Annotated in this window: 17 protein-coding genes, 2 tRNA genes and 1 pseudogene; 16 read left to right on the forward strand and 4 right to left on the reverse strand. The window is 35.4% G+C overall.

From position 1 onward, the window contains the following. Nucleotides 1–7 precede the first annotated feature (7 nt). The 3 genes from IPH11_18250 to IPH11_18260 are packed head-to-tail and all read left to right on the forward strand — an operon-like array spanning nucleotide 8 to nucleotide 1,781. The gene (locus IPH11_18250) at nucleotides 8–658 is read left to right on the forward strand and encodes a MotA/TolQ/ExbB proton channel family protein (protein ID MBK6915509.1); all 651 of its coding nucleotides are present in this window, start codon (nucleotides 8–10) and stop codon (nucleotides 656–658) included. Between the two features lie 7 nt (nucleotides 659–665). Then, entirely contained in the window at nucleotides 666–1,067 is a 402-nt protein-coding gene (locus IPH11_18255; protein ID MBK6915510.1) for a biopolymer transporter ExbD, read from the forward strand. 12 nt (nucleotides 1,068–1,079) lie between these two features. Then, nucleotides 1,080–1,781 carry an energy transducer TonB gene (locus tag IPH11_18260; protein MBK6915511.1) on the forward strand — a complete coding sequence of 234 codons (702 nt, stop codon included), beginning with the start codon at nucleotides 1,080–1,082 and terminating at the stop codon, nucleotides 1,779–1,781. On the opposite strand, the gene IPH11_18265 is transcribed toward IPH11_18260, so the two are convergent. From IPH11_18265 to IPH11_18280, 4 genes are read right to left on the reverse strand one after another with little or no spacing between them, the layout of a single operon-like run. Then, the gene (locus IPH11_18265; GenBank protein MBK6915512.1) at nucleotides 1,753–2,052 is read right to left on the reverse strand and encodes a hypothetical protein; all 300 of its coding nucleotides are present in this window, start codon (nucleotides 2,050–2,052) and stop codon (nucleotides 1,753–1,755) included. The genes IPH11_18260 and IPH11_18265 overlap by 29 nt on opposite strands. Nucleotides 2,053–2,058: 6 nt before the next feature. Continuing rightward, the gene (locus IPH11_18270) at nucleotides 2,059–2,559 is read right to left on the reverse strand and encodes a DUF4199 domain-containing protein (protein ID MBK6915513.1); all 501 of its coding nucleotides are present in this window, start codon (nucleotides 2,557–2,559) and stop codon (nucleotides 2,059–2,061) included. After that, nucleotides 2,556–3,026: a DUF2085 domain-containing protein gene (locus tag IPH11_18275; protein MBK6915514.1), complete on the reverse strand. Its 471-nt coding sequence runs from the start codon at nucleotides 3,024–3,026 to the stop codon at nucleotides 2,556–2,558. The genes IPH11_18270 and IPH11_18275 overlap by 4 nt, the downstream gene beginning before the upstream one ends. A 37-nt stretch (nucleotides 3,027–3,063) precedes the next feature. After that, on the reverse strand, nucleotides 3,064–3,912 hold the full coding sequence (locus IPH11_18280) for an NHL repeat-containing protein (protein ID MBK6915515.1): 849 nt from the start codon (nucleotides 3,910–3,912) through the stop codon (nucleotides 3,064–3,066). Nucleotides 3,913–4,029: 117 nt separating this feature from the next. Between IPH11_18280 and IPH11_18285 the strand changes: the two genes are divergently transcribed. The 13 genes and pseudogenes from IPH11_18285 to der all read left to right on the forward strand — a co-directional run bounded on the left by IPH11_18285 (nucleotide 4,030) and on the right by der (nucleotide 20,276). Further along, a tRNA-Gln gene (locus IPH11_18285) sits at nucleotides 4,030–4,102 on the forward strand. Nucleotides 4,103–4,191: 89 nt separating this feature from the next. Further along, a tRNA-Glu gene (locus tag IPH11_18290) sits at nucleotides 4,192–4,265 on the forward strand. A gap of 52 nt (nucleotides 4,266–4,317) precedes the next feature. Then, nucleotides 4,318–4,665, forward strand: a complete 348-nt coding sequence (locus IPH11_18295) for a (2Fe-2S) ferredoxin domain-containing protein (protein ID MBK6915516.1) — start codon at nucleotides 4,318–4,320, stop codon at nucleotides 4,663–4,665. Then, nucleotides 4,646–5,305 carry an endonuclease III gene (gene nth, locus IPH11_18300; GenBank protein ID MBK6915517.1) on the forward strand — a complete coding sequence of 220 codons (660 nt, stop codon included), beginning with the start codon at nucleotides 4,646–4,648 and terminating at the stop codon, nucleotides 5,303–5,305. The genes IPH11_18295 and nth overlap by 20 nt, the downstream gene beginning before the upstream one ends. A gap of 4 nt (nucleotides 5,306–5,309) precedes the next feature. Continuing rightward, complete coding sequence (locus tag IPH11_18305; protein ID MBK6915518.1) at nucleotides 5,310–5,864, forward strand: HDIG domain-containing protein; 555 nt, start codon at nucleotides 5,310–5,312, stop codon at nucleotides 5,862–5,864. Nucleotides 5,865–6,461: 597 nt separating this feature from the next. Further along, a complete protein-coding gene (gene porU / locus IPH11_18310) occupies nucleotides 6,462–9,293 on the forward strand; it encodes a type IX secretion system sortase PorU (protein MBK6915519.1) in 2,832 nt (943 codons plus the stop codon). An 81-nt stretch (nucleotides 9,294–9,374) separates the two neighbouring features. Then, the gene (locus IPH11_18315) at nucleotides 9,375–10,439 is read left to right on the forward strand and encodes a T9SS type A sorting domain-containing protein (protein ID MBK6915520.1); all 1,065 of its coding nucleotides are present in this window, start codon (nucleotides 9,375–9,377) and stop codon (nucleotides 10,437–10,439) included. 110 nt (nucleotides 10,440–10,549) lie between these two features. After that, a pseudogene (locus IPH11_18320) lies at nucleotides 10,550–11,708 on the forward strand (PorV/PorQ family protein). 8 nt (nucleotides 11,709–11,716) lie between these two features. Continuing rightward, nucleotides 11,717–13,630, forward strand: a complete 1,914-nt coding sequence (locus IPH11_18325) for a hypothetical protein (GenBank protein ID MBK6915521.1) — start codon at nucleotides 11,717–11,719, stop codon at nucleotides 13,628–13,630. 54 nt (nucleotides 13,631–13,684) lie between these two features. Further along, complete coding sequence (locus tag IPH11_18330) at nucleotides 13,685–14,740, forward strand: T9SS type A sorting domain-containing protein (protein ID MBK6915522.1); 1,056 nt, start codon at nucleotides 13,685–13,687, stop codon at nucleotides 14,738–14,740. Nucleotides 14,741–14,789: 49 nt separating this feature from the next. Then, nucleotides 14,790–17,885, forward strand: a complete 3,096-nt coding sequence (locus IPH11_18335) for a biopolymer transporter Tol (GenBank protein MBK6915523.1) — start codon at nucleotides 14,790–14,792, stop codon at nucleotides 17,883–17,885. A 23-nt stretch (nucleotides 17,886–17,908) separates the two neighbouring features. Continuing rightward, a complete protein-coding gene (locus tag IPH11_18340; GenBank protein ID MBK6915524.1) occupies nucleotides 17,909–18,781 on the forward strand; it encodes a hypothetical protein in 873 nt (290 codons plus the stop codon). A 184-nt stretch (nucleotides 18,782–18,965) separates the two neighbouring features. Beyond that, the gene (gene der, locus IPH11_18345; protein ID MBK6915525.1) at nucleotides 18,966–20,276 is read left to right on the forward strand and encodes a ribosome biogenesis GTPase Der; all 1,311 of its coding nucleotides are present in this window, start codon (nucleotides 18,966–18,968) and stop codon (nucleotides 20,274–20,276) included. Nucleotides 20,277–20,279 lie beyond the last annotated feature (3 nt).

The raw sequence follows: 20,279 nt of genomic DNA on the forward strand, positions 1-20,279 counted from the left end.
AAAAAAAATGAATTTACTATCAATATTTCTTAAAGGTGGGTTTATAATGTGGCCGATTCTGCTTTGTTCTATCATTGGACTTGCAGTAATCATTGATCGGTTTATGGTTATTCGAAAAGCTAAAATAAATATCCCGGCTTTTTTGGTTAGACTTCGAGGACATCTAAAAAAGAAAGATGTTTCGAGCGCAGTTAGTTATTGTATGGAAGAAAAATCTCCGGTAGCTAATATTGTTCGTAAAGGATTAATGAAATACAAATTTGGACACGAAAGGGTGAAGGAATCAATTGAGAATGCGGGCATACAGGAGATTAGCAAATTAGAGAAGGGATTATCGGTGCTTGCAACCGTTGCAGGCATCGCACCCCTCCTTGGATTTCTTGGAACAGTTACGGGAATGATTCAAGCATTTATGACGATTGAGGACCTTGCAGGAACTGCCAACCCTGCTGATCTTGCCGGCGGTATTTGGGAAGCGTTAGTAACAACAGCTTTCGGTTTGATAGTAGGTATTCCGGCACTCGCTTTCTACAATTATTTTCTATCTGCCGTAAAAAAGGTTGTAGGTGATATGGAAACAGTTGCTAACGATGTTGTTGATATTATTCAGGATGATGTGCATTCATCAGATGATACGCCAATCGAAATAGAGATGTAGGTAGAATATGAAATTTAAAATGTCAAATCAGCCTTTAAGTATATTTCAATATTCTTCTCTAACAGATATTGTTTTTTTACTTCTGATTTTTTTTCTATTAACTTCACAATTTGTTATTCAGACAGGTGTAAAAGTGAAGCTGCCAGGCTCCAAAACCAATGAGCAGTCGCTTGCAGCAACAATGATAGTAACTCTAACTGCCGATGGAACAATTTATGCCGGCTCTGAAGTTTGTTCACTTGAGCAGCTTCCATCAAAATTAACTTGGCTTAAAGCAGGCACAACTGAAGATAATTTAATAATAAAAGCTGATAAAACTGTCGCGATAGATCTAATGATAAAAGTTATTGATGCTGCGAAGACTGCGGGTATTGATAAATTTACGATTCAAACAGAAAAGGAAATCTAACGGATAAAAATTATGATGACTTATCGAAGCATTAAAAATTTTTCCTACTCTATTTCTTTGCTGCTTCATTTATTGTTGCTGCTCACTTTTGTATTAGTGCATTTTCCTTTCGATTACCCCCCCCGAGATTTTGTTGAACTATCTTTTGGTGTTTCAGGTGAGTCAGGCTCATCAGGCTCTATGGGGGAACAGTTTGAAAAAATTGAAGATCTTTCTAAACCTGAAGTAGTGAATCAAACCAAAGAGACAAACCCAAAAGTTGAAGAAGTTGAACTGCCAAAAGCAAAGAATGTCGAACAGGAAAATATTATCAAACCTGCCGATAAGGAAAAAGAAAAATCTGATATATCTTCTACCAAAAATGAACAAAATAAAAACTCGAAAACCACTACCTCGGGAAGTGGAAATAATGCAATGGGTGAGGGAACGTTTGGCTATGACATTGATTGGGGAGGAAATGGCACAAGAAAAATTTATAGTTATGTTTTACCTGAATATCCTGAAGGAGTATCCAAAGAAATAGATATCCGGCTTCGATTCACAATTTTACCTGACGGGACCGTGGGGAATATAGCTCTATTAACTAAAGCTGATACAAAACTTGAAAATGCAGCAATAAATTCTTTGCGTCAGTGGAGATTTGAAGGGCTCCCGGCAACTCAGCAGCAAGTTGAACAAAAAGCAGTTATAGTTTTTCCTTATCGCCTTCAGTAGAAGTATCAGCGTAATAGAACCGGTAGAAAAAATATTCGGAAATTGATAGAAGAGTGAGTGAAAAAGTATCTCTGTCAAACTGAATCCCAAAACCTTCTGGTTCAAGGAATAATTTTGTTATCATTGTTGAAATTGTCCATCCAACTGCAAATAAAATCCCTATCAAAGCAACATTAGTAAACGCTGAAGAAAGTTTTTCTTCCTGCCATTTTTTTGTGAAAATTATTAAAGCAAAAATTAAATGAACAAAAAAAATAATAGCAGTAATCATAACGAGTTAAATTCTTTCTGCCTTTTTATTTAAAAATATTTTTGCAATAACTGCACCCAAAATCGCGAAGATTATATCAATAATTAAATTGCTGAATAAAATTATCACAGAATAAAATACTGAAAATCCTGTTTGTTTAATTTCATTTGCCACTCCCTTCATAAGATTCAAACTTTCTTCGGCAAGATCTCCCAAATTCATATCCTGGATTATTTGTTCTGACTGAGGAAGTGTTTCAACGAAATCGTTTGTACGGCTGATTGCTGTGAGTAATATATCAAAACCAGTTGAAAAGAGAGCTGCAAATATTCCGGTAAGAAATCCAAACCAGATTGCCTTCTTAACCTGGATCGGTAATGATGAATTATTGATCTTTAAATCAAGAAACAAAGAGAATCCGCCTGCTAAAGGAATAACGAAGCAGCACCCAAATTCTTTTAAACCGGGGATAGTTGTCAGTACTGCTGCAGCAAATCCGCAAACAAATGAGGGAAGAATATTTTTCAATGAATTGAACCTCTAATTTTTATTATTTGATTTTCAAATGTTGCTGCCGTATAGTTAAACGCTGTCATCGCAAATGCCACCCCTGTTAAAAATGCTATCCAATTACTGTAAGAATAAACACCCGATGAATATAAAGTAACATCAACTACCATAGGGATTGATGATGCAACAAACAGAAAATTAGTTATCAGAATTTTTTTTGAAATAAAGAGATTAAAAAAGCCAGCAGTAAATGCACCTAAATATATTCCGGCACATCGCCAACACACGAATAATTTTATTCCTGAAATTTCAAAAAGTTTATCTTGCTGCTGGTGGCAAACACTGCCATAGCTATTTTTTAAAAAAAATTCTACAATAGGATTAGACAATCCAATCAATCTGGATAAAGGATAGGTAAAACCAATACACCAAAATGATATAAGTAGAAACAAGATAATTTTTGATGAAGAGAATTTGCCCGGCATTATTTCTGATTTTGAATGTTGATTTACTTTGTCTGGTTTAACGGGCGAAAACAAGTATAGATTTTTGAGTAAGTACATAGAGCTTATTATTAAACAACAACGATGAAATAATGTTTTCGTTTAGATCATAACCGAGCAGATTCACTTTACGAAGCTCGTGCGAATTTTCTTTAAAATCAATAATGTAAATACTATCTGTATTATTTAATGAAAGGATGGAGTAGATAGTTTTTATGCTTGAGAAATATAATTCTGAAGGAAAAATAGAAATGCCATTTCCATACTGATCAAAAATGACAATTCTGTTTTCATCTATTACAAACAAACTGTTGTCGGGTGTAACAGCAAATTTTCGGGGTGAATTTAAGGCAAAATTTCCCGCATCATAACCGCCGAACTGCTGAATAAAATTTCCAAACAAATCGAATTTTATTATTCTTTTATTTTCTGAATCAAGAATAAAAAGATCACCAATATTCGATGTAACACTTGCAACCGGGTAACCAAAACTTTCTTCACTGTTTTCACTTTCATGAGTACTGAGTTGTGAAATGAAATTCAGGTCTTTATCGAATCTTTGCACCCTATGATTATTATAATCGCAAACGTAAACAGATAATGCATTTGAAAAAACATCTATCGGAAAATCAAATGAAGCAGCATCCCATCCGTATCCCCCGATGGTTACAATTTGATTTCCATTTGTGTCAATTTTTATAATTTCATTCTTAAATTTATCAGCCACAACAATGAACCCTGATGCATTAATATCAAATGCCGATGCCTGCTCAAATTCGCCAATTTTATTTGAAAAATAGAAATCCTGTGCTTGTGAATTAGCAAGAATAGTTGAAACCAAAAGTAGTATGTAAAACAGTATTCTCATTTTAAAAATTTGTAAATCATTATTACAAATATCAAACTTTCTCTCTTAAAAAAGACAAAATATTTAATTGTAAAGAATAACTAAAAACTATAAATTTGCGTCGTTATTTATTTGAATTGTCCCGTGGTGTAACTGGCAACACGTCTGACTCTGGATCAGAAGAGTTCAGGTTCGACCCCTGACGGGACAACTAAAATTGCTAATGGAAAATGTTTTAGGGATATGGGAGTAGGTCTTGGAATTTTTATTTTATCCATTGTAACTAAATTATTTTACACTGGCGCGTTCGTCTAGTGGCTTAGGACACCGCCCTCTCAAGGCGGGGATCACGGGTTCGAATCCCGTACGCGCTACTTCTAAAGCGAGCAGATTGTTCGCTTTATCTATTTATAAAATATCATTAGAATGAAAAGATTCGAGAAGCATATTTTTGTTTGTGAAAATGTCAGACCTCAAAATCACCCACGAGGCTGCTGCAGTGAAAAGGGAAGTTTACAGCTTAGAGATTATTTAAAAAAACGAATTAAAGAATTAGGCATTAATTCTGATATTCGAGTCAATTCTTCCGGCTGCCTTGATGCTTGCGAATTTGGTCCTTCAATCGTCGTTTACCCCGAACAGATATGGTATGGTGGTGTTTCAATGGAAAATGTTGAAGAGATTATTCAGAGCCATTTAATTCAAAACCATCCTGTCGAGCGATTACTTATAAAAGATGCACGTTTCAATAGAGATGTTAAAGACAAATCTTAAAATTCGTGCGCGAAATATATTCGATATTCTTAGAAAGGAATACCCGGATGTCAAACCCGCACTTGAGTATAAAAATCCATTTCAGTTATTAATAGCGACTATATTGTCAGCGCAGTGCACCGATGAAAGAGTTAATCTTGTTACTAAAAAACTTTTCAAAAAATATAGATCACCGGCAGATTTTCTTTCTGCGGAAATTGGTGAATTGCAAAAAGATATTTTCTCCACAGGTTTTTACAGACAAAAAGCAAAGAGTATTATCATATGCTGCACTCAATTGATTAACGAGTACAACGGTAAAGTTCCGGCGGATTTTGATAGCTTAACAAAACTTGCAGGGGTGGGGAGAAAAACTGCATCTGTCATTGCCGGGAATGCCTTTGGAATTCCAGCCATCGCAGTTGATACACATGTTAAACGGTTATCTAATTTACTTGGGTTCATTGAGTCGGATGATCCGGTGAAAATAGAATCCAAATTGAAAGATCTGCTGGATGAATCTGACTGGATAAATTCTTCGCACTGGCTTGCCTCTCATGGCAGAAAAATTTGTATTGCGAGAAAACCTAAATGTTCTGAATGTGTAGTAAATTCTCTCTGTCCATCGAATAAAATCTCCGGAGGAAAATTTGGGAAATGATATAATGCACGATAGACTAAAGTGTCTTTCAATATTAAATGAATACACAAAAAGTGACAGCTTGCTTAAACATGCTTTTGCCGTCGAAACATGTGTTCGCGCTTACGCAGCAAAGCTTAATGAAGATGTTGAATTTTGGGGAAATGTTGCATTGCTTCACGACTTTGATTATGAAATGTTCCCCAGTGCTGAACAACACCCTTTTAAGGGGAGTGAAATTTTAAAAGAGAAAGGATTTAGCGAAGAATTTCGCAGAGCAATTTTATCGCATGCAGCATATACCGGCGTCACGCGGGAAAGTAAACTGGAAAAAATTCTTTTTGCCTGTGATGAATTAGCTGGATTTATTACAGCAGTTACTTATGTTCGTCCGAGTAAATCAATAGATGAGGTAGAGGTATCTTCAGTAAAAAAGAAAATGAAAGATAAAGCCTTTGCACGGGCAGTCAGCCGGGATGATATAAAAAATGGTGCTGCCGAGCTCGGAATGGATCTTGATTCGCATATTGCTTTCTGTATAAATGCGATGAGAGAAAATAAAACGCTTTTAGGATTATAATTGAAAAGCTCACTGCTATCCGAAATAATTTTAATATCAGTAAAATAAATTAAAATTGAATCGTATTGAGAAGGATTTTTATATAACTAAAATAAATCACTATTAACCATAAGGCAGTTGATTATACAAAAGAGCAAACCGTTAAAACGGTTGGCAGTTAAATATTTTTTAAGTTCTCAACGGGATTAATCCCGTTGAGAATGTAAATCAAATAATAATTAACCGTTTCAACGGTTTCATATTTCAATTAGTGAACCAAGGTATTTAGAATTAGGCAAAAACATTCGATATTTTTTAAAATAAATTATTTTGGGCAGAAGTGGAAAAACTATTTTAATCAATACGAAAAAAGAATAAGTTATCGGTGAATCATTTTGCACATTAGATTTAAAATCCCGGAAGAATTCATTTCGGACGTAATAAAATTGAATTACTTTAATTGACTTGACATTATCCCTATTAGTTGTATAAATTTCGAACAAAAATATTCGGGAAAAGTTTTATTAGAGATTTGCTACTGAAAAAATTAACTGCAGAATTAATATTGATTCTATTTTGATAATTCTGTAATGTTTTATTAACCATCTTGAGAATGAAATGAAAAGCAAAATCTCATTGTTTTTTCTGATATTTTTTAACTTCAGCATACTTGCCCAATCTGATCTTAAAATTATCTCGTCCGATCAACGCTCCATTTTATTGGAATTTGTTCCTGTTTATACAGATACATCCATAAACATTATTGATGGTCAGTCATTCTACTCTTTTGATTTTAATAATTCTTATTTACCAATGTCTGATAATCCGGGCGTACCAATTCAGCGGGAAAGACGATTCAATCTTGGTGTACCCGATGAAAATGGAAACACAATTGAAATTCTTAGTACTGAAAGTATTGAAAGAACAGGTGAACTTTTGCCTTACCCAAAAATGATGAAAGATGGCGATTTCAATATTCCTAAATATGAGAAATCAAATGAATACTCATCTTTCAAATCTGAATTTGAGTTAGTTTCCTTCGGTGATTTTGGTTTAGTGCGTGATCTGCCCGTACAAACTTTTATAATAAGACCAGTTCAATTTGATCCATCAATTAATAAGATTAAAATTTATAAGAGAATACTCTTTCGCGTGAACTTTACTGCACAAAGTTTCAATAATCCAGTTAGCGATGATTTACTTCAGTCAGCCGTCTTAAATTATAATTCGGCAAAATTCTGGGTGAAGAGAAAAACGCAGTTGAATAAAGAAATAATTAATAGCGTACTTTCAACCGGTAAATGGGTTAGATTCGAGACTCCGACAGAAGGCATTTATAAAATAGATTACAATTCACTTTCTTCATTCGGAATAGATCCTTCAACTGTTGATCCGCGAACAATTAAAATTTATAATAACGGTGGAAAAGTTCTTCCCGAATTAAACACCGATGACCGCCCAATTGATTTAATCGAGAATGCAATTTTAATTTCAGGTGAGAGTGACGGTAAATTTGATGCAAGCGATTATATCTTATTTTATGGAAGGGGTACATCTTTCTGGGATTTTGATCAAACCGCAAATGATTTAACCAGACAAATCAATCCCTATTCTGCACAAAACTTTTTCTGGATAACTTCCGGCGGGAACAACGGCAAACGAATGACTAACAAATCAAGTGAATCTGCTGATGCTATTCTTATAGTCAATAATACACCCGCCTTTATTCTTTACGAGGATAATAAAATAAATCTTGGCAAATCCGGACGTGAATTTTTTGGTGATGATTTCACTCCCACAGTTAATTCAAGAACTTATACTAATAAACTTGATAAACGCGATAATTCTCTTCCGGTGAATTATAAATTCAGGTTTGTTAATGGAACATCGGTTCCGTTCACTTTGTCTCTTCAGGAAAATTCATCTTCAATTTTTAATGATATAATAAGTGGTCATGACGACTATTATAAGGTTGGATATTCTGAAATTAATTTTGCAGATTTCAACAGTGCACTAACAGATGACAGAAGCGTACTAAAATTTCAATCTACCTTCTCGAATTCAAGCGGCTTAGGTTATTTAGATTATTTTGAAATTGAATATACAAGATTCTTAAAACCGGTTGATGATCATCTCCTCTTTTTCTCTCCTATAGCCGATGGAATTGTTGAATATGACTTATCTGGTTTTGCCTCTACAAATATTAAAGTTTATGATGTTACCGATTTTAGCAACACAAAGATTATTACTAATCCATCCATGCTTAGCGGCGGAGAATTCCGATTTAAGGCAGCAGAAAATAGTGTATCAAATTCAAGATACTTTGCTGTTGGTAACGATAAATTTTTAACGCCAATCAATCCGGTTGAAGCATCTAATTCAAATGTTCATGGTATTGAATCCGGTGCAAAATACATAATCATAACCTCAAAAGAATTTCTTGATGCAGCCAACCGTTTGAAGGATTACAGACAAAATGAAGCAGAAATTCCAATCTCTACAATTGTGGTTGATATTCAAGAAATTTTTAATGAATTCAGCAGCGGGTTATTTGATCCCACAGCAATGACAGATTTTCTGAAATATGCCTATGACAACTGGTCAATTAAACCCGAATATGTTTTATTTTTTGGAGCCGGCACTTATGACTACAAAAACATTGAAGGCTTCGGCAGCAATTTTATTCCTACCTACCAAACTGTTGAATCGCTTGCATTAATTTATTCTTATACAACAGATGATTATTTCTGCCGCGTTTCGGGAACTGATTCGGTTGTTGATTTAGGGTTTGGGAGAATTACGGTTCACAACTCAACAGAGGCGAATAATGTAGTGGATAAAATCATTTATTATGAAACGCAAAGTGAAAAAGGACCGTGGCGGAATAATATTACAATGATTGCCGATGATGAGAAAACCTCAACGACCTACGAAGGAAGTGAGCACACTGCTCCTTCTGAAACTTTGGCTACTACCATAATACCACAGTCATTTGATATTCATAAAATATATTCAACTACTTATGCTGATGTAATTACCGGTGCAGGCAGAAGAAAGCCAGACGTTAACAAAGCTATAATTGATGCAATAAACGAGGGTACGCTTCTCGTAAATTATATCGGTCACGGTAGTCCGGATGTTTGGGCACACGAATTTATTTTTGAAAAAAATGTCACAATCCCACAATTAAAAAATGATAAATATTTTTTTATGTCTGCTGCAACATGCGATTTTGGATATTATGACATCCCCAATTCTGTTAGCGCAGCGGAAGAAATGTTATTGATGCCCGATGCCGGTGAAATAGGTGCATTTACTTCTTCCCGATTGGTTTATTCCGGTTTAAATCATAATTTAAATTATCAATTATTCCGTGATTTATTATTAGCAGCAAGAGATTCATTGAATCTAAATGTACCCCTTGGGAAAGCATTGTTCGAAACAAAGTAATTATACTATGGCGTTAACGATCAGAAGTATCATATTTTTGGCGATCCTCTTCTAAGGCTGCGAGTCCCGGAATACCCTGCAATGATCGATACTATAAATGGCAGCGGTTTGACAACTGCAGTACAAATAAAAGCACTTGGAGATGTGAATCTTTCGGGAAAAATTTTAGATGACAATGGAAATTTGTGGAGTGATTTTAATGGCGAAGGAATACTAACCGTATTTGATTCCGAAAGAAGTGTACTGCTCGAAAAAATGAGTACAATCAGCAATCCATTTTATATGAAAATTCAAGGCGGGGTAATTTTTAAAGGCAGAATATCTGTTATCAATGGACAGTTTGAGTCGAGTTTCGTTGTTCCAAAAGATATTTCTTATGAAAATAAGAATGGAAAGATTGTATTTTATTTCCTCAATTCTAATTCGGATGGATTGGGTTACACAAATCAGATCATTGTAGGAGGCACTGATACCACAAAATCAAATGATGGTGCTGGACCCGAAATTGAAATTTATTTTGACGATACATCTTTTAGAAACGCTTATCTTGTAACTCCCAACTCAAAGTTAATTGTTAAACTTTCTGATGAGACAGGACTTAACACAACCGGTACGGGAGTTGGGCATAATCTTGAAGGCATTCTCAATGACGATAAGAATAACCCATTAAACCTTACAAACTATTTTACTGGTGATTTAGATGCCGACGGCAAGGCGGGGGAGATAAACTACCAATTTTCTGATCTCGAACAAGGCGAATATAAAATACAGGTAAAAGCATGGGATGTATTCAATAATTTTTCCGATGAAATAACCTATTTCAGTGTAGTTTCCGGTGATGAACTGGTTATCAGCGATATTTATAACTATCCAAACCCGTTTAGTTCAAATACAACATTTACTTTTCAGCAGAACCTTAATTCACCAATTGACGTGAAGATAAAAATTTATACAGTTGCCGGAAGATTGATCAAACAGATTGAACAGAATGCCATCAATGAAAAATACGTTACGATTGATTGGGATGGTAGAGATGAAGATGGTGATATTTTAGCTAACGGCGTCTATCTTTATAAGATAATCGTTAAAACGATCAACGGTGATTTCAATAAAAGCGTGCTTGGTAAAATTGCCGTAATAAAATAGGACTAAATTTTAAGTCTGTTTTTTATCATAATTTTTATATTTTAAATCCCTGCAGAAGATCATTTATTTTAGAAACTAAATAGCTTAATTATTAATCGGAGGTTACAAAAATGAAAGTACTAATCAGGCTCCTGCTGATCAGCGTGTTGTTTACAATGTTTGGAAAAGTTACCTATGCCCAAGGTGAAGCCGCTGTTCCATTTCTTCTTTTAGCTCCTGATTCTAGAGCCGGCGGGCTTGGTGAATCCGGAACCGGACTTGCAGACAACTCGGCTGCGATTTTCTGGAATCCTGCAGGAATTGCTTTCCTGACGGGAACTGAACTTAGTATTACGCACAGTAACTGGCTTCCCCAATTTAATCTTGATTTATTTTACGATTATCTTACCTATCGGCAGTACTTTGAAGAATTAGATGGAAGTGTTACAGCAAGTATCACCTATATGAACTTTGGCGAGTTTGTCCGAACCGGTCCGGATTCTCCTGACCCAATTGGCACATTCCGATCCTTTGATGCTGCTCTTACTCTTGGCTATGCAACCAAAATAGATCCTGATTGGGGACTCGGATTTAATTTCCGTCTTATTCATAGCCGTCTATCAGATGCACCGACTGCTGAAGAACAAGGTTCCGGTGTTGCAACTTCTGTCAGTTTTGACATTGCTGCAATGTGGCGACCGGTCAGATTTGTTCTTCCATTTCCTTGATGAAGACATTGGTGGAAAGTTAAGTATCGGTGTAAATCTAAGTAATCTCGGTCCAAAAATTTATTATATAGATCGTGCTCAGGCAGATCCTATTCCTACAAATTTCAGACTTGGTTTTGCTTATAAAATTCTTGATGATGAATATAACTCAATGATCTATACGCTCGACTTTAGCAAGCTGCTTGTTAGCCGAGATGGAGCTACCTCAAAGGAATTCTATCAGGCAATATTTACAGCTTGGGCTGATGATAGAGCAAGCGAGGAAATTAGAGATATCGTCACTTCCATGGGTTTGGAATATTGGTACGGAAGTCCGGGTGATTTTCTTTTTGCACTTCGCTCCGGCTTCTTTTACGAAGATCCTTCTTACGGCAACCGAAAATTTTTGACTTTTGGCGCCGGTATCAGATATGATATTTACGGATTTGATTTCAGCTACATAACCACTTCTGTTTTCAAAGGTGGTGAGAATCATCCGCTTTCCGATACATTGAGATTTACAGTATTAATTGGCTGGGGTGCTGTTCCCGAATCTACTAAAGGACTCCCAAGAGGAATTTAATCTATTTTATGCGTCAACTTTATAAGCTGTTTTTTGTAGCAATAATTTATTTGGGCAGTTCATCTGCCCAAAATTTTATTGGAGAAATAAATCCTTTTCCTTCAAAACCGATTGAACAAATTCTATCAAATGATACGATAAAAATTCTTGCGGTGATGGTGAACTTTGCCGATGATAAAGACGAATCAACTTTTGGAAATGGGAAATTTGGATCTATCTATACTCAGAATTATGGAAATACAATTATTGATCCACTTCCGCACGACACCAAATATTTTGAATCTCATCTTCAATTTGCTCAAAATTATTTTCAAAAAGTCTCCGGTGGAATGGCTAATATTTCTTTCACAATTTTACCTGACACTTTTTCAGTTTCAAAGACAATGAGGAATTATTCGCCGGAAAATAATTCAAGTGATTTTACTGTGATTGGTTCATTTGCGGAAGAGGTTTGGAGAATTGCGGATCAAAATAATCCAGGTTTTAATTTTAGTGATTATGACCTTTTCATTATCTTTCATGCAGGGGTGGGCAGAGATGTTACTCTTCCGGGAAGTCTTGGAACTGAAAGAGATATTCCATCAGTTTATCTTTCAACGAATGCTCTAAAACATATTTATGGCGAAACATTTGAAGGATTTCCTGTTTCCGGCGGTTCATTTAAAATTTTGAATAGTATGATCATTCCTGAAACCGAGAGCAGGGAAGTCAGCAGTTTCGGAAGTGTTTTCCTTTTTGAGCTTTCAATTAATGGGTTATTAGTCGCAAGTATCGCCAGCCATCTTGGGCTTCCTGATTTATTTGATACAGAAACCGGACTAAGTGCAATCGGACGTTTTGGATTAATGGATGGACAATCAATCTTTGCATACAATGGATTGTTTCCTCCCGAGCCATCCGCCTGGGAAAAAATTTATCTTGGTTGGAAAGAACCAATTGTTGTTGAACCCGGCAATTACAATCTTTCCTTAACCTCAAATACAATTGCATCTTTGAGTGATACTGTCATTCTCAAAGTCCCGCTTAACTCAACAGAATATTATTTAGTTGAGAATAGAACCCGGGATGCTTATCAGGATGGGGCGAATATCTCTTATAAAATTGGGGAGGTTATTTTTAGTAAAAATTTTGATAAAGATACCTCAGGCTTTTATAGCTTTCAAACTGACTCAGTTGATGGAGTTGTTATTGATGTTGATGAATTCGATTGGGCGCTTCCAGGTAGTGGAATTATTGTCTGGCACATTGATGAAAATGTAATTGTCTCTAAAATTGCTGAGAATAAAATTAATACAGATAAAAAACTTAGAGGAGTTGATGTTGAAGAAGCTGATGGCGTGCAGGATATCGGTGAAACCTTCTTTACAATTTTTGGCGACGAAGTAATCGGCGAAGGAACTGAGGAAGATCTCTGGCATAAAGATAATCCAGCGGACTTATTCAAGAACCGATTTTCAAAAGATACTTACCCAAACACAAATACAAATTCCAGTGCAAATAGTTTAATTACTTTTTCAAATTTTTCTTCAATTGCAAATCGAATGTCTTTCAGTTTGACCTTCGGTGACTCGATAATTAAACCGATTTTTTCTAAGCAATTAGATATTTCTGGACAAAATAAACTTACATCAGGCAGCAGCAGTGATTTCAGATTTGCGCTGCTCAATAATCAGGACTTACTAATTATAGACGAATCAGGAAATGTTAAAAAAACTTTTACAAATTTTTCATCTTACAAAGTTGCATCAACCAGCTTAATTGGTTCTAATTATTTTGTCGGCGCTCTTAATAATACGCTAAACATTTATATGACCGATGGACAAACAGAATTTTTTAAAAGTGTTGATGTAGGAGTTCCTATTTCTACCGCGCCGGTTCTTGTAAATTTACTTGGTGAAACAATCATTAAAATTGTTGCTTGAGATTCTCTAAAAGATTTCTCTCTTGGATCGCTTCCTTCAACCCCACCTGTCCAAATAAACAGCATAAAACTTGGCGAACAACTTAATATTTACAGATTATCTTTTGCTGCCGGCAGATTTTCCTATCTCGCTGAAGCACTTTCTGATCCGGTTCCTGAAATAGCGAAATATAAATTTATTGATGACACTGGTTTTGCTTATGAATTTATTGGTGAAAAACCTGGCGCTATCGCAACCACATTTTCCCGCACGGGGGAGTTTGTAAGCGTAGTTTTAGTAGAGCATAAATTTTATATTTTCTCAGAAGGAAAACTCCTTAAAATTTTAGAAAATTCAGGTTGGATCCCTTCGTTCACGTTTTCAGTTGGCGATATAAAAAATGACGGCGAGAATTATATCATTTTTGCCAACGGAAATAAAATTGAAGCAATCAACTTTGCAGGTGCTTCTGCAGATAATTTTCCTTTTGAAGATCCAAATCAAAAAACATTTTTCAGTACCCCTTTAACCGCCGATATTGATGGAACAAATCACTCGGAGGTTATTGCTTCTACGGAAGACGGTAGGATTTTTGCCATTGATGGTGCGACTGGCAAAATAATTTCCGGATTTCCTATTTCCGCAGGTTCTTTTAGCATCGGAACACCTTCGATATTTGTTGATGGACAAAACAAAATTTCACTTGCTTACCTTAACGCAGGTAGAAACTTTTCGGCTTGGGAAATTGGTCCTACCGAAGGAACAAGATTTTGGACTGAAGCGTACGGTTCAAATTTTAATTCTGCCTCAATTGAAGCTGCTTCAGTTGATAATTCTGTTAATGAGTTTTTCCCTGTTGAACGCGCCTATAATTATCCAAATCCTGTCTATGAAGGGACTACAAATATTCGATACTTCGTTTCTGAAGATTCAAAAATAAATATTAAAATTTTTGATCTTGCAGGTGACTTTGTGGATGAGTTGAACGACGATGCACAAGGAGGTTTTGATAATGAAACAGTGTGGAATGTTGGAAATATTCAAAGCGGGGTTTATCTCGCTCGAATCGAAGCATCAAGCAGCAGCGGCAAAACTGAAAGCGCAATTATTAAAATAGCGGTTGTGAAATAATTTTCTCAGCTTATCATTTAACAATTCTAATTTTTAAAACATTTTTTTAATGCAAAAATATTTTCGTATCGCAGCAAGCATTTTGTTTTTTACTAATCTATCATTTTCGCAATTCACAGAATTTCATCCTGAACTGAATTGGTTTACTATTAAAGGCGAACACGCTGAAGTTCATTATCATGAAGGTGCGGATAGAACTGCGAAAGTCATTTCAAAAATTATTGATGAAGTTTGGGGTCCCATTACTTCTCTTTATGACTATGAACCTGAAACTGTTCATTTCGTTATTAAAGATTTAGATGATTACTCAAACGGCGCAACATATTTTTTTGATAACAAAATAGAAATTTGGACAAGTGCACTTGATTTTGATCTGCGCGGGCAGCATAACTGGCTCCGTAATGTTATTTCGCACGAGTTTACTCATATGGTACAAATTCAAGCTGCAATGAAGGTGGGGAGAGGAGTGCCGGCTTTCTTTTTACAAATGTTAAACTACGAGGATGAGCGGCGTCCGGATATACTTTACGGATTTCCGAACACGATAATCAGCTATCCACTTGCAAGTATAAATATGCCAGCCTGGTTTGCTGAAGGAACTGCACAGTACATGCGAAAAGATTTTGATTATGATAATTGGGATTCGCACCGCGATATGATTCTTCGCTCGTATGTTCTTGATGATAAAATGCTGACCTGGAATGAAATGGGTGTTTTTGGAAAAACTTCGCTTGGGAATGAATCTGTTTATAATTCAGGTTTTGCTCTTACAAGGTATATTGCTCAAAAATATGGCGAAGATAAATTAAAAGAAATAACAAACGCTCTCGGCAAATTTGGTAACTTCACTATTGATGCCGCCTTCAGCGATGTTCTTGGTAAAAATGGAAATGAGATTTATAATGAATGGAAAAATTTTCTGAAAGAGGATTATCAAAATAGAACTGAATCTATTCGCTCAAACCTTGTTGAGGGTGAGTTGATTGCAAAAGATGGATTTGGTAATTTCTATCCTCAATATTCTGATGATGGAAATAAGATTTTTTATGTTTCTAATAAATCATCAGACTATTTCAGCCCTGCGGGTATTTATCAATATGATTTAATAACTAAAGAAGAAAAATTATTAGTCGGTACTGTTCGCTCAACTTTCAGTCTTATCCCCGAAACAAAAAAAATTCTCTACGCAAAACTTTCTGATGATAATAAAAATTGGTACAACGTTCATGATCTTTATACTTATGATATTGAAAATGAGGATGAAGTTCGATTAACTTATAATCTGAGGGCGAACCAGCCAAACCTTTCGCACGATGGTAAAAAAATAGTATTTCTTTATCAGAAAGATGGCACTTCTAATCTCGGGTTAATTGATATTGACGGCAATAATTTTAAGCCGCTGACTTTTTTCCAAAACGGCGAGCAGGTTTTTAATCCAAAATTTTCTAACGACGATTCATACATAGTTTTTGATTATTCGTATTATCAGGGAAGAGATATTTATAAAATTAGTGCTGATGGAGGAACTGCTGAGCCTGTAATGACATCAAAATTTGATGAGCGAAATCCTGTTTTTAACAGTGCTGGAAAACTAATTTATGCTTCGGATGAAACCGGGATTTATAATTTGTATTCACTCGATCTCAATTCAAAAGAGAAAAAGCAGCTAACCAACGTACTTGGCGGTGCATTTATGCCTGTTGAGGACTTGAACGGAAATATTGTTTATGCTGGTTATACTTCAACCGGTTATAAAATATTTCAAATGCTAAATACCGAAAAGCAGAAAGTTGACAAAAATAAATCCTATGTTCGTGTAGAAAACCCTCCCTTAAATGCCGACCAGCCAAAAGGCGATATTTCAAAATTTGATATTAATCATCTCAAGAATTTTGATGATAAAAAATTAGATGACATTCAATCTGAGAAATATACAGGCAAATTTTCTAAACTTACTTTTTATCCGTTTATCAGAATTGATAACTATAATACTTCAAATAGTTTTTTTGAAAAACTTAAACCCGGTTTGTACGTTTCCTCAAACGATATGTTAAATCGGTATTCGATTTTTGCGGGTGCTTCTATTAATTCCAAACTTGAGCGCGACTTGTTTCTTATTTTTGATTATAGAAATAAACTTCCACTTTTATTCGACCTTGGTTTAAAACCCGAACTCGCTCTCGAAATTTATAACATTAGCCGTAAAGCTAATATTGATATTTTCTTCGGCGCTGATACTGTCGGTTCTACAGTTAATTATGACTTTATCATTCCGGATGACGTTACCTATAATCTGTTTGAAGTTGATGTTGCTGCAAAGCATAAAATATTTTCACGCGAACAAAATTTAGAGTTCAGGTTTATTTTTAGCAGGTACTCTGCATCGCTTGGCAGTTTTATTTTACCAAATAATAATGGGCTTTATCCGACGACCAATGATACTTATTTAATTGGGAGAAATTTTCGGCTCACATATTCTTTTGAAGGAATCTTACCTGATAGAGATGATGAAATAAATCCAGTAGGCGCCAGGCTTGAAGTTAAGTATGATTACGAATCAAATAAGTTTAATGAAGAAGGCGAATACGTGGTTGAGGATGGTTTGCTAAAACCAAAGTACAAAATATTTAATTTTCACAAACTCGAATTAAATTCTAAAATCCATTTTGGATTGTGGAGCGATCACACACTTACCGCTCAAGTAAGGGCGGGGACAATCTTTGGTCCGCAGGTTCCAGATTTCTTTGATTTTTATCTCGGCGGATTAATCGGAATGAAAGCATATCCATTTTATGCCATCAGCGGAAATGAAGTTGGCTGGATAAATCTAACTTACAGATTCCCGTTATTCCGTAATATTGATGCACGATTCGGACATCTTTATCTCGACAAAATATTTCTCGCTTTTTACGGCGATTTCGGAAATGCGTGGAATGGCAGCGAAGTTAGTCTGAAAGATTTTAAGAAAGGCGCGGGGGCAGAACTGCGTGCCCATCTTAATTCATTCTATCTTTTCCCAACAGATGTTTTTGTAAATGCTTCCTATGGCTTTGATAAGTTCTCGCGCACTGCTCGAAACGAAGTGGTAACTTATGGAAAAGAGTGGCGTTTCTATGGTGGAATATTATTCGGTTTTGATTTTTAATTATTCAAAAAGAAAAATTTAAAATGAAAAATTCACTTTTATTTATAATCTCAATGTTGAGCAGCTCAATCATTTTGGCTCAGCCTGCAAATGATTATGGCAATAAACTCACAGGTAATCTGCAGTACGATTCAAGAATTCTATCGAAGAGTATTCAAGTTGTAAAGCCGATAAATTTATTTCCGGAATCAACTGATAAAAAATCACCATTCCTTGCTGGTGTCCTTTCATTTCTCGTCCCCGGTGCCGGTGAATTTTATTCCGGTGAATATTTGAAAGCCGGTATATTTTTAGGTGTTGAAGCAACTGTAATAACAGTAGCTTTACTTTATGATAAAAAAGGTAATGACCAGACTGAAAGTTTTCAGAATTTCGCGAATCAGAATTGGGATGCTGCCCGTTATGCGCAGTGGACATTGGACCATCTTCAGCAGCTAAATGCTTCTATTACTCCAGATGAAATTAGTTATTTCACAGAAAATCTTTTTAATGTAGAGCCTGTTAACTGGAATATTTTGAATGAAATGGAACGTTCTATCGGAAATGGTTATTCACATTCACTACCCCCATTTGGTGACCAGCAGTATTACGAGTTGATCGGGAAGTATCCTCAATACGCAGGCGGCTGGAATGATTTTACTTCTGATGATTATCATGATATCTCTCCCAATTTCACTTACTATTCCGGAGAACGCGGCAAGGCAAATGATTATTATAACGTGGCATCGAAAGCAGTTGTTGGAATTTATATCAATCATTTTTTAAGCACGCTCGATGCAGTTTGGAGTGCGATCTCATTCAACAATAATATTGCAATGAATGTTCGTGTAAATAATTTTCAATTTTCAGGACAGTTAGAATTTATACCCACTTTTAATGTTAAATTGATTTTTTAGTAAGTAACAACTTCTATCCTTTTATCGTGAATTAAACCGGAAAATTTCTGCATCCGGTATTAATTTTTAATTCATTTTGTGAAACTAAAGTTACCGAAGCAAAATTATTTTTTACTTTGAACCGATAAAAACCGCTGATTCATTCCCTAATAATCGCTATTTTTCAACTCCAAAAAATAAAAATATGAAAACACCAATTGTAGCAATAGTCGGAAGACCAAACGTAGGTAAGTCCACCCTTTTTAACCGGTTGATTGGAAAGCGGGATGCCATCGTTGACGATCAAAGCGGCGTTACTCGTGATAGAAATTATTCTGATGTGGAGTGGAATGGAAAAGTATTCAGGTTGATTGATACGGGTGGATATGTCCCTGATTCAAAAGATCTTTTTGAAACCGCTATCCGTGAACAAGTTCAACTTGCCGTAAATGAAGCAGACACAGTTTTATTTATGGTTGATTCACGGTCGGGACTGCTTCCGGTTGAGAGAGAAATTTTCAACATGCTTAGAACATCAGGGAAAAAATTTCTTGTCATTGTAAATAAAGTTGATTCTGAAAAATTTGAATCGTCGGCGAATGAGTTTTACAATCTTGGTGTTGAAAATATTTTTGCTGTTTCTGCATTGGTCGGTAGAAATATTGGGGATTTGCTTGATGTAATTGTTGAACCTTTTCCGGTTCACAGTCAAATAGAGGAAGATAAAATTATAAAAATTGCAATTGTTGGAAGACCGAACGTCGGAAAATCATCGCTTACAAACGCATTACTTGGAGCAGATCGAAGTATTGTTACCGATGTTCCTGGAACTACAAGAGACAGTTTGGATTCAACTCTAAAATACTATGGGCAGGAATTAATTTTAGTTGATACTGCCGGTTTACGAAAAAAGAAAAAAGTGCAGGAAAGTGTAGAATATTTTTCAACCTTAAGAAGTCTCAAAGCAATTTCTGAAGCTGATGTGGTGATAATTTTAATTGATGCTTCAGTTGGATTTGAAAAGCAGGATCAAAAAATAATTGATGAAGCAGAACGACGGAAAAAAGGAATAATCCTCGCAATAAATAAGTGGGATCTGATTGAAAAGGAAACAAACACTTCGCGCGAGTTTGAATTGGATATCAAACAAAAACTTGGAGCGCTGGATTATGTTCCCATCATCTTTATCTCCGCTCTTACTAAGCAAAGAATTTACAAGCTTGTGGATTTGTGCATCCGGTTATACAATGAACGCAACAAAAAAATTAGTACGTCCGACCTGAATGAAAAACTTATGGCTGAGATAGAGAGATTTCCCCCTCCTGCTACAGGTACAGGTAAAGAAATAAAAATCAAATATGTTACCCAAGGAGGCGACAAGTATCCAGTGTTTTTATTTTTTAGCAACTTTCCTAAATATGTCCCTGATAATTATAAACGATTTCTCGAAAATAGTATAAGAAAAATTTTTGGTTTTGAAGGAATACCTTTAACACTTAGTTTCAGGCAAAAATAAATT

This window comes from Ignavibacteriales bacterium (assembly GCA_016709155.1).
Classification (GTDB): Bacteria; Bacteroidota; Ignavibacteria; order Ignavibacteriales; family Ignavibacteriaceae; genus JADJEI01.

Excerpts from the sequence above, each read along its gene's own strand:
- IPH11_18250 (MBK6915509.1), top strand. The coding sequence starts at position 8 with ATGAATTTACTATCAATATTTCTTAAAGGTGGGTTTATAATGTGGCCG.
- IPH11_18255 (MBK6915510.1), top strand. The coding sequence starts at position 666 with ATGAAATTTAAAATGTCAAATCAGCCTTTAAGTATATTTCAATATTCT.
- IPH11_18260 (MBK6915511.1), top strand. The coding sequence starts at position 1,080 with ATGATGACTTATCGAAGCATTAAAAATTTTTCCTACTCTATTTCTTTG.
- IPH11_18265 (MBK6915512.1), bottom strand. The coding sequence starts at position 2,052 with ATGATTACTGCTATTATTTTTTTTGTTCATTTAATTTTTGCTTTAATA.
- IPH11_18275 (MBK6915514.1), bottom strand. The coding sequence starts at position 3,026 with ATGCCGGGCAAATTCTCTTCATCAAAAATTATCTTGTTTCTACTTATA.
- IPH11_18280 (MBK6915515.1), bottom strand. The coding sequence starts at position 3,912 with ATGAGAATACTGTTTTACATACTACTTTTGGTTTCAACTATTCTTGCT.
- IPH11_18295 (MBK6915516.1), top strand. The coding sequence starts at position 4,318 with ATGAAAAGATTCGAGAAGCATATTTTTGTTTGTGAAAATGTCAGACCT.
- nth (MBK6915517.1), top strand. The coding sequence starts at position 4,646 with ATGTTAAAGACAAATCTTAAAATTCGTGCGCGAAATATATTCGATATT.
- IPH11_18305 (MBK6915518.1), top strand. The coding sequence starts at position 5,310 with ATGCACGATAGACTAAAGTGTCTTTCAATATTAAATGAATACACAAAA.
- porU (MBK6915519.1), top strand. The coding sequence starts at position 6,462 with ATGAAAAGCAAAATCTCATTGTTTTTTCTGATATTTTTTAACTTCAGC.
- IPH11_18315 (MBK6915520.1), top strand. The coding sequence starts at position 9,375 with ATGATCGATACTATAAATGGCAGCGGTTTGACAACTGCAGTACAAATA.
- IPH11_18325 (MBK6915521.1), top strand. The coding sequence starts at position 11,717 with ATGCGTCAACTTTATAAGCTGTTTTTTGTAGCAATAATTTATTTGGGC.
- IPH11_18335 (MBK6915523.1), top strand. The coding sequence starts at position 14,790 with ATGCAAAAATATTTTCGTATCGCAGCAAGCATTTTGTTTTTTACTAAT.
- IPH11_18340 (MBK6915524.1), top strand. The coding sequence starts at position 17,909 with ATGAAAAATTCACTTTTATTTATAATCTCAATGTTGAGCAGCTCAATC.
- der (MBK6915525.1), top strand. The coding sequence starts at position 18,966 with ATGAAAACACCAATTGTAGCAATAGTCGGAAGACCAAACGTAGGTAAG.